The organism is Halorussus salilacus (assembly GCF_024138125.1).
Classification (GTDB): Archaea; Halobacteriota; Halobacteria; order Halobacteriales; family Haladaptataceae; genus Halorussus; species Halorussus salilacus.
Map to the genome: position 1 here is coordinate 311,225 of NZ_CP099993.1, position 14,286 is coordinate 325,510.

Here is a 14,286-nt window from a genome sequence, read left to right on the forward strand (position 1 = left end):
AATCGCTCCGATTGGCGTCGCGTGCCCGACGGAACCGAGCTTTCGCAATATTGAAACGGCCGACGACAGAACAGAGGTGTATGGAACTCCGGGTCATCGAGAAGGCCGAGGACGAGATCTCTATCGAAATCGCCGGGGAGGACCACACCTTCATGAACGTGCTGAAGGGCACCCTCCTCGAACGCGAGGGCGTCGCCGCCGCGACGTACGACGTGAACCCCGAGCAGTCGGGCGGACAGACCGAGCCCATCCTGACCATCAAGACCGAGGACGGCACCGACCCCCTCGACGCGCTGGAGGCGGCCGCGAACGACATCAAGGACAAGACGACCGCGTTCCGGGACGCCTACGAGAGCGCGGCCTGATTCTCCCGGACCGCTCACGCCGTTCAGACGGCCGAATGGCGGTTCAGATTGTCGAATCGCGGTTCAGACGGTGGAATCGACGTTCGCGCTCCCGAGCGGCGGCGCTCGCGGCCGACCGCGAGCGCCGCCGCCCGTCTCGAACCGCCTGAATCGCCTCGACCTGCCAGAATCGCCTCGACCGTCCAGAACCGCCCCGGCCGTCGGTCGCGCCGTCGCGCCGACGAACCGCCGGACTGCGCTCGGTCGCCCGCGCGGTAAGCGGTCCGTAACGGCCGTAATCGGCCACGGAAGGTCGAAACGGTGAGCGCCGTTTATTGACGCGGTCGGTGAGCCACAGAGCGCATGAGAACCAACGCAGTAGTCGTAGCTACGCTCGTCCTGCTCGCTGGCGCGTCGTCGGCGGTGGCGGCGGCCGACGCGCCGCGCGCGAGCGCGTCCGGCGGCGCGACGGACGCGCTCGCGGCGCAGGACGCCCAGAACGACACCGAAGTCGAGGTGGAGAATCTGACCATCGAGGAGCTCCAGATGACCGACGTCGGCGTCGACGACGCCCAACTCCGGAACACGGTCCTCGAACGCGAGACGGGCGACACCAACCCGCTCGGCAACGCCACGGCGTCGAACCTGACGGTCACCAACGCGACGCTGGAGAACGTGACGATGACGAACGTCACCGTCCGGAACGAGACCGTCGCCGACCAGTTGCTCGGCGGCGAGGACCCCGAGGACGGGTCGGTGACCCTCGACAACGCCACGCTCGAAGACGCCCGCATCGAGTCGCTCGTGGTCGAGGAGAGCCGCGTCGGCGAAGTCGGCGTCGAGAACGTCTCGGCCGACATCTCCCCCGCGACGACGCCCGAGGAGACCGACGAGACCGACGCGGAACCCACCATGGCGGTCGGGAACATGACGGTCGATAACGTCCAGCTCGACGAGGTCGCGGCCGAGAGCGCGAGCGTCGAGAACGCCTCGGCCGGTATCGGCTCGGTCCTCGGCGGCGGCGTGGGCGACGACGGACTGGACGGAACCGAGACGACCGTCGAAGGAAACGAGACCACCGACGACACCGAGGCGCTTCGGGCATCCGAACGGTAGACGAGACCCGAGAACCAGACCGACAGAAGCGCCCGCGGTTCGGCCCGCGGTGCGGGCCGAACCGCGGGACTCAGAGCCGAATCGGCAGTCCCTTCTCGTCGAGGTACTCCTTGACCTCGCCGACCGAGTACTCGTCGTAGTGGAAGATGGAGGCCGCGAGCGCGGCGTCGGCACCCGCTTCGGTGAACACCTCGTACATGTCTTCGGGACCGCCGCAGCCCGAGGAGGCGATGACCGGAGTGTCGACGGCGTCGCAGACCGCCTTCGTGAGCGGGATGTCGTAGCCCTCCTCGGTGCCGTCGGCGTCGATGGAGTTGACGAACAGCTCGCCCGCGCCGCGGTCCTCGGCCTCTGCCGACCACTCGACCACGTCGAGGCCGGTCCCCTCGCGGCCGCCCTTGACCGTGCACTCGAACCAGCAGGACTCGCCGTCGACCTCGACGTAGTGCTCGCCGCGCTCGTCGAAGCGCCGCTTGGCGTCGACGCTGATGACGATGCACTGACTGCCGAACGCCTCCGCGCCCTGCGTGACGAGGTCGGGGTTCGCTATCGCGCCGGAGTTTATCGAGACCTTGTCCGCGCCCGCCCGGAGGGTCTCCTTGATGTCCTCGCGGGTCCGGATGCCCCCGCCCACGGTCAGGGGGATGAAAATCTCGTCGGCCACGTCCTCGACCACGCCGAGCATGGTCTCGCGGCCGTCGGCGCTCGCGGTGATGTCGAGGAAGACGAACTCGTCGGCCCCCGACTCGTTGTACCGGCGGGCCATCTCGACCGGGTCGCCGGTGTATTCGAGGTTCTCGAAGTTGACGCCCGTGTACACCGCCGCGTTCCCGTCCTCGTCTACGTCCACGTCGATGCACGGGATGATGCGCTTGGTGAGGGTCATCTAGGGCTTACTATGAACTATCCCATGATAAACTACCCGAAGGAACCAACACTAAGTGCCTTTCAGGGTCGCGAATTCGGCGCTTTAGTCGTAGTCGGTTACTCGTATATTAAATAGTAGGCGACACTGAGAACTCCAATGAAACTCATCAGCCTGATGATGAGGAGGACTCGAATCGAGTCCGAAATCGGTCCCCAGGTCTGGAACGCGGCGTACGGAACCAGAGTAAGGCCAATTACTGCCAAGAGGAACTTGGCAAATCGGCTGAGGTCCAAATCCAATCGCACGCCGAGTACGTATCCGACGACAGGTGCGCCGAAGACGCTTGCAATCGTTACATACCCCCATACTGGTGTCATAACTACTATTAGTCCGTTGGCTAGACCTATCAGTAGCCAAGCTCCTACCGTACAGAGGGTGAACTTCTTCAGACCTTCAGGGACCATTTTTTACTCTACTGCTCCCAGTTAATCTGGATATGATCTAGTTCCACGAAGTTCTTTTTACCGCTTTCGGTATTGTTCAGATTGCCTTTCTTGTGCGAGGTTTCGTTAGAGAAGTCCGAGACGTGGACACGTCCACTTCCCGGTCCCTTGGTGAAGGTCTCCGTGTCCGCACGAACTCGGATTCCGATGTGATACTCTTTACCGGGTTCGATAGTGGAAACCGGAACCACATTGGAATCATCAGTTGCCAGCTTCCCTTCGTTGTACCAGAGGGGGTTGTAGAACTGAGGATCTGTCAGACCGCTTCCATTACTTGATACTGTAGTCTGAGAACGCTCAAGAATCTCCTGGGTCTTGATTGTGTTCGTTCCGGTGCTCGTCACTTCACGAACGAACCCTTCAATTGAGAAGCTTGCGCTTCCGAGTGCCGCGAATAGATTCGCCTCCCAGTCTCCGTCGAACACGATGTCCACTTCTGCGGACCGGGAACCAGAAACATCTACGTGGGCGAAGACTTCAGACCAAGCGAAGGCACCGCCAGCGAAGTTACTCGTACAACTGACTTCTGCTCGACCGCCATCAACCCAGTCAGCAGAAGTGTATTCCAAGAGCGGAACGTTCGTGTCATCTAAAGTGCCAGACACTCGTCCACCAACATCGACATTTCCGTGTTCGATGTCCCACGAGTAGAGAGTAGTAGAGGTTCCAGCATCTCCAACCGTGAGATCGACAGGTGTCGTCTCATCTGAAGTTGGTGCTCCACTCCCTGCCGAGCTGTCTAACGCATTTCTCACGTCTGCCTGATGATTCTGAAATTTATTGATGTCAGAGTCACTGATGTACAGGTCGTACGTCGTTCCACCTGATGAATCATACTTCGTTTCAGCACTTACATCTCGATTAGATGATCGAATTCCGTACTGAGTTTCGTTGTAACCATCCTCGAACTTGAAGTAAGATTTCCACCGATCCGAGTAACTGGTACAGTCGGTCGAAAGATCAGATTCGGTTCCACACGGATCATCATCCTCGCCGGTACTTTCAGTATCTCCGTGTTGACTGGAAAGGTCATTCATATATCCGTTGTACGTGCTGGCCGCATCTACCTGACCAACGAACAACGACCCCCGTACTGACCGTTCCAAGGGCTGTCATCCCTTTCAGAACCGATCGTCGGGGACTCTGTGCATCTTAGTTCTCGCTTGCACTATCTTCTGCTATAGTGCAATCAAAACATCAGATAGGTATAATTTATATTTTCCTAATCAAATATTATGTAATAGCTATATATTAAGGATATTTAATATCATGGTTGGATGTAGGGTTGGCGTTTGAGAATACTCGAACTTTCACAACAATCTCACACGAACTCTCACGTCATGTCCTGCAAGATGGTGATTCTCGCGACCTGCAAAGACATCACGACCCACGAGGAGTGCATCAACTACATGTACGGGGAGTACGCGCCCTTGTGAACGAATACCCCAACCTCTAGTGATACACCCTCTCGGTCCTCATCGACCCGAGAAGGCGGGCTACGACTACGTGGCCCAACCCTGGTTCGACAGGCCCTGGGAAATGAATAAGTCCTCAAAGGCCGGGACCTGACGGGGAGTCCAGCAGGGCACGACGACGTTCCTCAGCATGAATGCAACAGTGATGATTCCGACTACGGTCAAGATGACCCACTACGAGGCGGAGTAGATTTGAGGTTCCGTTTCCGGAACGCCGTGGCGGCTCCGAAGAGTTCTCTCGGTCGTTGTCCGTGTACACCGCCGCGTTCCCGTCCTCGTCTACGTCCACGTCGATGCACGGGATGATGCGCTTGGTGAGGGTCATTCGTTGCGCGGGGGTTGGCACGACGGAGGTTTCACGGTTTCGACTGTGGCGGGTGGCACCGGCCGCTCGGATTCGGCTACGTTTAAGTGCGCGCGACGGCAACGTCGGGCCATGAGCGACCACGACGACCACGGCCACGACGACCACGGCGAGACGCACGGCCACGACATCGAGGGACTGGAGCGGACGACCTCGCCGATGCAGGAGTTCACGACCCGGGAGGTCGGCATCGGCTTCGCGGTCCTCGTCGTCGGCCTGCTGGTGGCGTTCGCGCTCCCGCTTCTGGCGGCCTGAAACGCCCGTCGAACGACTCACTTCTCTTCGAGTTTCAACTCCTCGACCGCCTCCGGGTCGGTCTCGGGCGCGAGCGCGACGGCGTCGATCCGAGCGACCCGCTTGCCGGTCCTGACGCCGGAGACGCCGGGCGCGACGAACCGCGGGGCGTCGAGCGGTTCGCCCGCACTGCGATGGGCGAGCAGGCCGTCCAGCGCGGCCGAGACCGGTACGCAGACCCGATAGCCGTCGTCGCCCTCGACCGCGACGTGGGTGGTCGCGTCCGGGGCCTCGGCGGCGTCGAGGAGGTCCGAGACGGGGACGCCGGTCCACGGCCCGCCGATCTCGCTGCCCGAGGCGCATCGGAACGACCACGCCGCGGTCTCGGGGTCGGCGTCGACGCCGACCCCGAGACCGCCGTCGCCGTCGCTGTCACGCTCCCCCGAGTGGACGGGGACCGCCAGTTCCCGGCTTCCGACCACGGTCACCGGCTCGCGGCCGTCGAGTCGGCCGTTTCGGTGGATTCGGTCGGTCCGCTCGCCGTCCGACTCGCGCGATTCGGTTGCGGCGGATTGCCCACCTGACATGGGCTATCGGAGGCCGGGCGCGACCCGCGCAGTCTCGCGGTCCTCGGGGCATCCGCGCTCCCGCTCGTCGCGGCGGGAATCGGGGTCGACTCTCATCTCCGTGGTCCCGCAGAGTGTCGAAACGAATCACTCCGCAACACCCCGTGACTTTCTTTTAATAAAGAAATGAAAGTTAAAAATTATATACACAAGAGCTTTATTCCTGTAATTGCGAAAACAAGATATGGAGAGACGAAAACTCGTTATCGGGCTCAGTTCGACCTGTCTCAGTGGACTCGCTGGCTGTATGACCTCGATAACAGCGCCAACTGACTCGCGGGAAGAGTCCGAGACGCGAACGCTGACGGACGGCGGGAGGGAGAATGAGTCGGTTCGTCCGACCGGGAGCCCCGAGTCGGTCCCACAGGAATGGCGGTGTACGGACGACGAATTCACCCGCTACCCGACGAACTACGAGACCGTAGAGTGGGGAGACACCGACGAGATTTCCCTCCGGGTATCTGATACTTATTTCGACTACGGTGATACCGCTCGGATAACGCTCGTAAACGTGTCCGACGAGTATGTTAGTACCGGTGACGAATCGGACTGGGGGCTCGAAGTACACACGGACGACGGCTGGGAGGAGGTCAGGGGCAAGACCGACGGCGATACGTTCGACGACACTGATCTGGGTGCCGACCTCCCACCGGACGAGGGATTCGAATGGGAGATCGAGTTGACCGAGGAGGGTATCGTCGAGCCCACTCCAGAACTGACCGTCTGTCCGGACTTGGAATCCGGTCGGTATCGGTTCGTGTACTGGGGAATCGAGCCAGCTGTCGCCGTCGCCTTCGATCTCGTCCACGAGGGGTCCACCGAGGCCTAAAAAGAGTTCTGGGGATACCCCGCTAGGGGACGACGTTCAGGACTTCTTCGACTCGCTCGATTCCGTTCCCTTTGCCAGTCGCCCAGTTGTGGACACCGATGATGTAGTAGCTATCGTCGTCGACCTCGTAGTAGATTCCTCCGGAATCACCACCATCGCTGTCGCAGGTCGAGTTGAATTTGTGTTCGGTCTCGTTTTCGACCTCGTCGATGGTGCCGGTCGTCCGGCCCGTCGTTTTCCCTTGTTTGATGAACTCCGTGTAGTGGCCCTCAGCTTGGAGCCATTCCAGACTCCGGGTTCCCGAGAGGGTCTCGTCTCTGTAGCCGTTGCCGTTCGGCTCGGCAATCCCCGGGAACTGGTCGACCGACACCTCGAACCAGCCAGCGTCGAAATCATCGTACACCTCCCACCCATCGTCGTCGTAGTCGTAGGAGACGGTTTCGTCGTGGTTCGGTTGTTCGACGCCGGGCCACCCATCGACGACGTGGCCGGACGTCAGCATGACGCGCTCTTCGCGTTCCTTGTGCCAGACCGAGAAACAGGTCGACCCTGCACCGTTACCGTCGAGTTCCCCGATATGACAGCCGCCGACGATTGGCCGGTATTTCTCCCACTCGAAGTCGCTTTCTTGCTCGTCGACCTTCTCGGAGACAACCACGGGGAAATCCGAGAAGGTCTGCTCGAAGTCGTCGTCCGCGAACCTTCCGTCGGCCGTCGTCGGTGCGACCTCTTCGAGTCGTTCGAGCGAAACGTTGGGCTCGAATCTCATCTCACTGCCGTCCGGCCCGCGCCTGACCTTCGTTTTGTAGTTGACGGAAATCTCGAGGTCCGTGTTGGTCTTCGACGACGAGTTGTATTTGACACCAACGGTTACTGGCTTGGCGTTCGAGACGCTCGCGTCGCTTTTGGATCGTCCGGCGACTGTATATCCGAGGGACGCTTCCTCGGCGGTAGCAGCCAACTCCCGGCTCAGAGACGCTTCGACCGTCCGTGCTGCGTCGTATGCCGCCTGTATTTTGGCCCATCGATCATACGCGATGGTCTTGTGGATCGGTTCGACGACGGGCGCTGAGTCGTATCCATCCGGATAGGTGTGCTCGTGGCCGACCAGTATCGGGACTTGGTCCGTCGGATCGTCGGTCAGCGCGGCGAGACCCTCCTGTGAGAGAGTCTGTATCGTTCCCACTGAAACGCCCATCGCTGACAATATCTGCATGAATCTACGTCGACTCGCCGTCTGCAGTTCTTTTCGTTTCATCGCAATCTAATTTAGATTCCTACATTAATATATTTTTATTTTACCACATAGGAAAAATTAATAAGGGGTGGGTCTGGACAGATAATGTTCCGGTCGATGGCATGGAACATCCGAGCGACCGATTGGTAGCGGGGTATCGAGTGTGGGCGGCGAGGACCGCACGAGGAACTTGCCTGAGGACTTCGCCCGGGCCGTCCCTTCATGCACCCGCGGGGGTTCCAGTGCTGGCTCACGTCGGCGTTCTCGTAGCCGCCGGGGCCGGGGCTGGCCTCCTCGTCGTGATAGACCTACTCGGCCCGGATGAGAACCCCGTTCTTCATGTAGAAGTTGAGCGCGCACGACTGGGTGCAGTTGGGGTGACACCCCGTCCAGTCCACCGAGTCGCAGGCGTAGATGTCGTGGTAGACCTGCTCCCAGTCGCGATTCGTACGACTTGAGCGGGTTGTCCACGTCGGTCACCGGGTCGATGCTCTGGGTCGCCTCCCAGCCGCTCCCGAGGAGCGCGCCGACGGTGCCCGCTCCGGCACCGCGGATGAAGTCGCGCCGCGAGAGGCTCACCGCGAATCACCTCGGCTGGTCGGCCGTCTGCCGGTCGGATGGCGTGACATACGCCACACTGGAGCCAACTCGTCCTTCAAGCCGGAACCCAGTTTTCGGGCCTAGAACGCACCTGAACGTGTTCGGCTCGAGAGTTATCAGTCGAGAGGGGGTCGTCGGTGGTCGAACCGGCCACGCTCACGTCGGCCGGCCCTCGGCGAGGACCTTGTACGCGATGGCGACGACACCGGCGAGGACCGCGAGTGCGCCCGCCACGACACCGGCGAGGGCGAGGAACCGAACTCCAGCCTGCACGGACGTGCGAGCGACAAACTCGCCGACCGCCATCGCACTCCACCCGCCCACGAGGACGCCGTAGAGCTTCAGCATCTCGTCGTCGGTCGCGTAGCGGAGGGCCTCTCGGGCGGAGATATCGGACATACGCGTCCCGTCGGACGCCGGTGACAAACGTGTTTTCTTCGGCTCACGTCTCGGCCGCATCCTACGGATAGCGTATCGCGGTTATCCGTTTATCGGTGGGCGTTCCCTCCGCGCTCAGCGGCGCGTTCTCGCGACGTAAGAGGAGATAAAACGGCTCTAGCGGCCAAATCGGTTCAGTCGAGTTCCCGGGCCAGCACGTCCCGCAGGTCCGAGATCTCGCTGGCGTCGTACGAGAGCGTCTCGTCGTCGACGGTCAGGTCGAGCGCGGCCGACGAGTCGGCCGCGCCGACCTCTTCGACCGGGGCCACGCCCTCGAACGCCTCGCCGACCGCGTCGGGGTCGGTCGTCTCCACGACCGCACGGCCGGGCGTCTCGGCGAACAGGAGTTCTGCGGAGCTCGCATCGCCCGACAGTTCGACCGTCGCGCCCGCCTCGTCGGTGACCATCTCGGCGAGCGCTACCGCGAGACCGCCGTGGCTCACGTCGTGGACCGCCAACGTGTCGGGGTGGTCTGCCACCTCCGCGAGCGCCGCCACGACCTCACGGGGGTTCTCGGGAAGCGCGGGGAAGCGGTCGGTCCCACCGAACCGGGCGAGGTACTCCGACCCGCCCAACCGCGCGCCGCCGTCGTCTCCGACGACGAGCAGGGCCCCCTCGCCAGAGAGCGAGGCGGGCGGCGCTTCGAACCCGTCCTTCGTGCCGGTCATCGCGAGCGTCGGGGTCGGCGGAATCGGCCCCGAGGGCGAATCGTTGTAGAGCGAGACGTTACCGCCGACGACCGGCGCGCCGAGCGCCGCACACATATCTGCGAGACCGTCCACGATACCCTTGAAACCGCCGTACACGTCGGGTTTCTCGGGGTTGCCGCCGTTGAGGCAGTCCACGGCGGCGAGCGGTGTCGCTCCCTTCGCCGCGAGGTTGGTCGCATTTTCGAGCGCCACCGCGCGAGCGCCGTCGTAGGGCGCGGCGGTCGTCCAGTTGGGGTCTGCGCCCGACGAGAAGGCCAGCCCCTTCTCTGCGTCCCGGAGCGCCAACACCGCCGAATCGTCGCCCGGCCCGGTCGCGGTCCGGACCTGCACCTCGTGGTCGTACTGGCGGTAGACCCACCGCTTGCTCGCGGTGTTGGGGCTGGAGACGACCGCCTCGAACGCCGATTCGAGGTCGGAATCTGGGAGGTCGCGGTCGGGCTGGGTCGGCTCCTCGGCGGGCAGGTCGTTCATCGGCGCGCCGTCGGCGAGGAACTCCGGCGGTGCGTCGACCACCACGTCGCCCTCGAACGTGCAGACGTAGTTGCCCTCGGTCACTTCGCCGATGACCGAGCAACCGAGGTCGTACTTCTCGGCGACCTGCTCTACCGCGTCGACGTTCTCGGGGCGGACCTCGTAGCACATCCGCTCTTGGGACTCGGCGAGCAGGATTTCCAGCGCGTTCATGTTCGGCTCGCGCTGGTGGACTCGTTCGAGTTCGATCTCGCAACCGAGACCGCCCTTGGCGACCATCTCGGAGGACGCGCCACCGAGTCCGGCCGCGCCGAGGTCGCGGGCCGCCTCCACGAGGTCGCGGTCGAGCAGGGCCTCGTTGGCTTCGATCAGGAGCTTCTCGGTGTAGGGGTCGCCGACCTGGACCGCCGGGCGGTCCTCGGTCTCGGCGTCCTCCGAGAGGTCCTCGCTGGCGAAACTCGCGCCGCCGAGGCCGTCCCGGCCGGTCGCGTTCCCGACGAGGACGAGCGCGTTTCCGAGCTCTTTCGCGTCGGCCGTGACGAGGCGCTCGTCGTCGAGCAGGCCCACGCAGGCCACGTTGACGAGGGGATTGCCCTCGTAGTCGTCGTGGAACGCGGTGCTACCGGCCACGGTCGGCACGCCGATGGAGTTGCCGTAGTCCGAGATTCCCTCGACGACGCCCTCCAGCAGGTAGCGCGAGTGCTCGCGGTCGAAGTCGCCGAAGTACAGCGAGTCGGCGAGCGCGATGGGGTACGCGCCCATCGAGAGGGTGTCGCGGACGATGCCGCCGACGCCGGTGGCCGCGCCGTCGTAGGGGTCCACGAACGAGGGGTGGTTGTGGCTCTCGATACCCATCGTGACGTAGGTGTCGTCGGTGACCGCGACCACCGCCGCGTCGTCGCCCGGCCCGACGACGACCTGCTCGCCCGACGAGTCGAACGCCGAGAGCAGGGGTCGCGAGGAGCGGTACGCGCAGTGTTCGCTCCAGAGGTTCTCGAACAGGGCTGACTCCGCCGGGGTCGGCTCCCGGCCGAGTTCGTCGACGACCCGTTCGCGGTCTGGCTCGGAGAGGCTCATTCACTCTCCTGTACAGACAGCGCGGATTAATGCCTTTCTATACGCAAGTACGTGTATACCACCAGCGGCCGTCCCGGTCGTCGGCTCGCGTCGGCGACCGTGACGGGAACAAGGCGGTCTGAGGATGGAAAAATCGGCAGTCCGGCGCGAAATAGTCGGAAATCCATTACTAATGCCGTTCGACGTACAACTCATAAATCCTATTTCGATATATAGAAAGTCATCGCGTGCGGCTCACTCAGGACGGCCGGAATCCGCCCGGAGGCGGCGACTCGGCCCGGGAATTCTCCGCCGAGACCGACCGCGCCGCCGTACCGAGTCGCTTTTGCCACCGCCCTGCCAACCCTCTCCCGTGCTATCGGTCGAGCTTCACGCCCACTCGTCGCTCTCGTACGACGGCCGCGACGACGTCGACCTCCTGCTGGAGCAGGCGGCGGCCGTCGGACTCGACGCGCTGGCCATCACCGACCACGACGAAATCGACGCGAGCCTCGAAGCCGCCGAAAAGGCCGACGAGTACGGCCTCGTCGCCATTCCGGGAATCGAGATCAGCTCTGCGGCGGGCCACGTCCTCGGTCTCGGCGTGCGCGAGCGGGTCCCCGCCGGACTCTCGTTCGGGGAGACGCTCGAACGGATTCGAGATCAGGGCGGCGTCGCGGTCGTCCCCCACCCGTTCCAGAAGTCCCGCAGCGGCGTCATGGCGAACATCACCGAGACCGAACTCGCGACCGCCGACGCCATCGAGGTGTACAACTCCCGGTTGTTGACCGGCCGCGGGAACCGAAAGGCGAGGGAGTTTGCCGAGCGCCGCGGTCTCCCCCAGACCGCCGGGAGCGACGCCCACATCAGCGAGATGGTCGGGCAGGCCGTCACCTGCATCGACGCCGAGGAGCCCACCACCGAGGCCGTCCTCGACGCGATTCGCGAGGGACGGACCACGGTCGAGGGCAAGCGGACCCCGTGGCGGATCAGCTTCCGACAGGCCGCGGGCGGGGCCAAGCGCCGGGTGAAGAACCGACTCGCTGAACTCCTATGATGCGCGGCGCGTCGGCTGACCGGGTCGCGGGGGCCCTCGCCGACCGCGACCCGCTCCCGGGCGCGGATTCCGGCGCTCGCGCCGGAATCCGCGGTTTCGCCGGAGAACTCCCCGACGGCCGACTCGTCCGCGACGTGCTCGGCCGCCAGCCGCTTTTCGTCGAGGGCGGCGAGTCGGGCGGAAGCGACTGGTCGTTCTCGCCCGCCGACCTCGCCGACCCCGAACCCCTCCCGGCGGGATGCGTGCGCTCGGAATCGGGCGTCGAGCGGGTCTTCTCGCTCCCGGAGCCTTCACCGACCCGCGAGGGCGTCCCGGACCGCGACCGCGCGGTCGCGGTCCGGGACGCCCTCGCGGGAAGCCTCGATTCGGTGGCCGAAGCCGAGGTCGAGAGCGAGGCCGAGGACGCCGACGAAGGCGACCTCGCGGTCGCCTTCTCCGGCGGCGTGGACTCGACGGTCGTCGCGAGCGCCATCGACGCGCCCCTCTACGTCGTCGGGTTCCCGGACAGCCACGACGTGAGCGCTGCCCGGCGGGCCGCCCGACTCATGGGCCGCGAGGACGACCTCCGGGTGGTCGAACTCGACGCCTCGGACCTCGAACGCGCGGTCCCCGAGGTCGCCCGCGCGACCGGCCGGACGAACGCGATGGACGTTCAGATAGCGCTCCCACTCTTTCTCGCGGGCCAGCGGGCGGCCCGCGACGGCCACGACCGCCTCGCGGTCGGACAGGGGGCCGACGAACTGTTCGGCGGCTACGCCAAGGTGGCCCGCGCGCCCGAGGACCCCCGAGTCGAGGCCGACACGGTCCGGGGGGCCACCCGCGAGGTGATCCGCACCCTCCCCGCCCAACTGGAGCGGGACGTGCTCGCGCTCCGGGCGGCGGGCGTCGAACCCGTCGCGCCCCTGCTCGACGACCGGGTGGTTCGGGCGGCGCTCGGGCTTCCGGGCGACCTGCTCGTGGACTCGCGGGGCGAGCGCAAGAAGGCGCTCCGGCTCGCCGCCCGCGAGTTCGTCCCCGACTCGGTGGCGTTCCGCGAGAAGAAGGCGGTCCAGTACGGGAGTCTGGTCGCCCGGGAACTCGACCGGCTGGCTCGACGGGCGGGGTTCAAGCGCCGGATGGACGACCACGTCTCGAAGTACGTCGAGTCGCGGGTCGGCGGTTAGGAGTCGCTCGCCAGTCGGTCGAGCGTCGCCGCGACCTCCTCGTCCGCGGAGAACGTGAGTCGCTGGCGCTCGTTGTCGATGACGACGGTCACGGTCGCTTCCTGCGAGTAATCTCCGACGACGCGTCCGCCGACGAGCATGACGAGCGAGAGCGCGATAAGCCCGACCCCGTCGACCGCACTCCGGGTCACCACGACGAGACCGACGAGCAGACCGACGCCGCCACAGACCAGAAGCGGCGTCGAGAGGTTCGCGCTCACGCCCGCGTCGACCTCGACCGCGCGGACGTGGTCCCACCCGACCGAGGTGGTCGTCTCGCCGGTCGAGAACAGGAGCCGCCGGTCGGTCGCGGCGAACGACGACGGCGAGGGCCGAATCCCCGACTCGTTGGCCCACCGCGCCTGCGCCGCGGTCCACGAACAGCGGACCTCTTCGCCGGGGGCCAGCGCGTCGGCGAATCGGCCGACTGCATCGTCCTCGGAGCGCTCCGGGCGCTGGTCTCCGACCGACCCTGCACTCATGTACGGAAACCATGGTTTCCGGGGGATAATTAAGCTTGCCGAGCCCGAAAGCTCCGGGGAACGGTATCCGAAGGAAAGGGGAACGATACTCGGAGGAAAGGTGAAACCGTGCTGGGGAAAACGCCGCGACAGACTCGCGGTCAGCGTGCTTGCACTCGCTCGATGGCCTCCGCGCCGAGTTCGACGACTTCGCTCGTGAGACCGTCGAACCGCCGGAGGTCCTCGCGGCCGAACCACTCCCACTCGTCGGCGCTCGCCTCGCCGTCGGCGGGCGAGATATCGCGGTTCTCAGCCTCCCCGAAGTAGACGAAGTCGACGTGCTGGTGGCCGACCTCGCCGTCGGGGTAGACGTCGATGTCGAACAGCATCACATGCTCGGGCGGCGGGAGTTCACGCCCCGCCTCGACGGCGAGGCCGGTCTCGGGTTCGAGGATGTCCACGTCGAGGCCGGTCTCCTCGCGGACCTCCCGGCGGGCGGTCTCGCGGGGTCGTTCGTCGCGGCCGACGTGGCCCCCCGGCGGGAGCCACATGTCGAGTCGGTCGTGGTGGTGCAGGGCGACCGCGCCGTCGTGGACGACGTAGACGGTCGCGGTGAAGTGGCGCGTGGTCTCCATGCCGGAGAGATGTCGGAGTCGGGATTTGCGAGTTACGGTCCGGTCCAGTCGGGTCCGGTC

The 14,286-nt window shown here is 64.5% G+C and carries 15 protein-coding genes; 6 read left to right on the forward strand and 9 right to left on the reverse strand.

Annotation, left to right across the window (positions count from 1 at the left end):
- Window positions 1-80 precede the first annotated feature (80 nt).
- Both NGM10_RS01580 and NGM10_RS01585 read left to right on the forward strand, forming a co-directional pair.
- Window positions 81-365, forward strand: a complete 285-nt coding sequence (locus NGM10_RS01580; protein WP_253481084.1) for a DNA-directed RNA polymerase subunit L — start codon at window positions 81-83, stop codon at window positions 363-365.
- A 342-nt stretch (window positions 366-707) separates the two neighbouring features.
- Window positions 708-1,460, forward strand: coding sequence for a hypothetical protein (locus NGM10_RS01585; RefSeq protein WP_253481085.1), 753 nt, complete (start codon window positions 708-710; stop codon window positions 1,458-1,460).
- Window positions 1,461-1,530: 70 nt separating this feature from the next.
- On the opposite strand, the gene hisF is transcribed toward NGM10_RS01585, so the two are convergent.
- From hisF to NGM10_RS01600, 3 genes are all read right to left on the reverse strand, one after another.
- On the reverse strand, window positions 1,531-2,346 hold the full coding sequence (gene hisF, locus NGM10_RS01590) for an imidazole glycerol phosphate synthase subunit HisF (protein WP_253481086.1): 816 nt from the start codon (window positions 2,344-2,346) through the stop codon (window positions 1,531-1,533).
- Window positions 2,347-2,444: 98 nt separating this feature from the next.
- Window positions 2,445-2,792 (reverse strand): hypothetical protein, encoded by a 348-nt coding sequence (locus NGM10_RS01595; protein WP_253481087.1) that lies wholly within the window; start codon window positions 2,790-2,792, stop codon window positions 2,445-2,447.
- 8 nt (window positions 2,793-2,800) lie between these two features.
- Window positions 2,801-3,868: a hypothetical protein gene (locus tag NGM10_RS01600; protein ID WP_253481088.1), complete on the reverse strand. Its 1,068-nt coding sequence runs from the start codon at window positions 3,866-3,868 to the stop codon at window positions 2,801-2,803.
- Window positions 3,869-4,742: 874 nt separating this feature from the next.
- Here NGM10_RS01600 and NGM10_RS01605 point away from each other — a divergent pair.
- Entirely contained in the window at window positions 4,743-4,925 is a 183-nt protein-coding gene (locus NGM10_RS01605) for a DUF7550 family protein (RefSeq protein WP_253481089.1), read from the forward strand.
- Between the two features lie 17 nt (window positions 4,926-4,942).
- Here the strand turns inward: NGM10_RS01605 and NGM10_RS01610 are convergent, their stop codons facing one another.
- Entirely contained in the window at window positions 4,943-5,491 is a 549-nt protein-coding gene (locus tag NGM10_RS01610; protein WP_253481090.1) for a molybdopterin-dependent oxidoreductase, read from the reverse strand.
- 223 nt (window positions 5,492-5,714) lie between these two features.
- Between NGM10_RS01610 and NGM10_RS01615 the strand changes: the two genes are divergently transcribed.
- Complete coding sequence (locus NGM10_RS01615) at window positions 5,715-6,359, forward strand: hypothetical protein (RefSeq protein WP_253481091.1); 645 nt, start codon at window positions 5,715-5,717, stop codon at window positions 6,357-6,359.
- Window positions 6,360-6,381: 22 nt separating this feature from the next.
- On the opposite strand, the gene NGM10_RS01620 is transcribed toward NGM10_RS01615, so the two are convergent.
- The 3 genes from NGM10_RS01620 to purL all read right to left on the reverse strand — a co-directional run bounded on the left by NGM10_RS01620 (window position 6,382) and on the right by purL (window position 10,892).
- Window positions 6,382-7,617 carry a hypothetical protein gene (locus NGM10_RS01620; protein ID WP_253481094.1) on the reverse strand — a complete coding sequence of 412 codons (1,236 nt, stop codon included), beginning with the start codon at window positions 7,615-7,617 and terminating at the stop codon, window positions 6,382-6,384.
- A 735-nt stretch (window positions 7,618-8,352) separates the two neighbouring features.
- Complete coding sequence (locus NGM10_RS01625) at window positions 8,353-8,595, reverse strand: hypothetical protein (protein WP_253481096.1); 243 nt, start codon at window positions 8,593-8,595, stop codon at window positions 8,353-8,355.
- A gap of 173 nt (window positions 8,596-8,768) precedes the next feature.
- Window positions 8,769-10,892: a phosphoribosylformylglycinamidine synthase subunit PurL gene (purL, locus tag NGM10_RS01630; protein ID WP_253481098.1), complete on the reverse strand. Its 2,124-nt coding sequence runs from the start codon at window positions 10,890-10,892 to the stop codon at window positions 8,769-8,771.
- Window positions 10,893-11,244: 352 nt separating this feature from the next.
- Between purL and NGM10_RS01635 the strand changes: the two genes are divergently transcribed.
- Entirely contained in the window at window positions 11,245-11,928 is a 684-nt protein-coding gene (locus NGM10_RS01635) for a PHP domain-containing protein (RefSeq protein WP_253481100.1), read from the forward strand.
- Window positions 11,928-13,091, forward strand: a complete 1,164-nt coding sequence (locus tag NGM10_RS01640; protein ID WP_253483728.1) for an asparagine synthase C-terminal domain-containing protein — start codon at window positions 11,928-11,930, stop codon at window positions 13,089-13,091. Before NGM10_RS01635 ends, NGM10_RS01640 begins: the two co-directional genes overlap by 1 nt.
- On the opposite strand, the gene NGM10_RS01645 is transcribed toward NGM10_RS01640, so the two are convergent.
- On the reverse strand, window positions 13,088-13,612 hold the full coding sequence (locus NGM10_RS01645; RefSeq protein WP_253481102.1) for a hypothetical protein: 525 nt from the start codon (window positions 13,610-13,612) through the stop codon (window positions 13,088-13,090). The two genes, NGM10_RS01640 and NGM10_RS01645, sit on opposite strands and share 4 nt — an antisense overlap.
- A 140-nt stretch (window positions 13,613-13,752) precedes the next feature.
- Window positions 13,753-14,226, reverse strand: a complete 474-nt coding sequence (locus tag NGM10_RS01650) for an NUDIX hydrolase (RefSeq protein WP_253481103.1) — start codon at window positions 14,224-14,226, stop codon at window positions 13,753-13,755.
- Window positions 14,227-14,286 lie beyond the last annotated feature (60 nt).

Bases quoted from the DNA above. Each gene is read 5' to 3' on its own strand.
- NGM10_RS01580 (WP_253481084.1), top strand. From the start codon at position 81: ATGGAACTCCGGGTCATCGAGAAGGCCGAGGACGAGATCTCTATCGAA.
- NGM10_RS01585 (WP_253481085.1), top strand. From the start codon at position 708: ATGAGAACCAACGCAGTAGTCGTAGCTACGCTCGTCCTGCTCGCTGGC.
- hisF (WP_253481086.1), bottom strand. From the start codon at position 2,346: ATGACCCTCACCAAGCGCATCATCCCGTGCATCGACGTGGACGTAGAC.
- NGM10_RS01595 (WP_253481087.1), bottom strand. From the start codon at position 2,792: ATGGTCCCTGAAGGTCTGAAGAAGTTCACCCTCTGTACGGTAGGAGCT.
- NGM10_RS01600 (WP_253481088.1), bottom strand. From the start codon at position 3,868: ATGAATGACCTTTCCAGTCAACACGGAGATACTGAAAGTACCGGCGAG.
- NGM10_RS01605 (WP_253481089.1), top strand. From the start codon at position 4,743: ATGAGCGACCACGACGACCACGGCCACGACGACCACGGCGAGACGCAC.
- NGM10_RS01610 (WP_253481090.1), bottom strand. From the start codon at position 5,491: ATGTCAGGTGGGCAATCCGCCGCAACCGAATCGCGCGAGTCGGACGGC.
- NGM10_RS01615 (WP_253481091.1), top strand. From the start codon at position 5,715: ATGGAGAGACGAAAACTCGTTATCGGGCTCAGTTCGACCTGTCTCAGT.
- NGM10_RS01620 (WP_253481094.1), bottom strand. From the start codon at position 7,617: ATGAAACGAAAAGAACTGCAGACGGCGAGTCGACGTAGATTCATGCAG.
- NGM10_RS01625 (WP_253481096.1), bottom strand. From the start codon at position 8,595: ATGTCCGATATCTCCGCCCGAGAGGCCCTCCGCTACGCGACCGACGAC.
- purL (WP_253481098.1), bottom strand. From the start codon at position 10,892: ATGAGCCTCTCCGAGCCAGACCGCGAACGGGTCGTCGACGAACTCGGC.
- NGM10_RS01640 (WP_253483728.1), top strand. From the start codon at position 11,928: ATGCGCGGCGCGTCGGCTGACCGGGTCGCGGGGGCCCTCGCCGACCGC.
- NGM10_RS01645 (WP_253481102.1), bottom strand. From the start codon at position 13,612: ATGAGTGCAGGGTCGGTCGGAGACCAGCGCCCGGAGCGCTCCGAGGAC.
- NGM10_RS01650 (WP_253481103.1), bottom strand. From the start codon at position 14,226: ATGGAGACCACGCGCCACTTCACCGCGACCGTCTACGTCGTCCACGAC.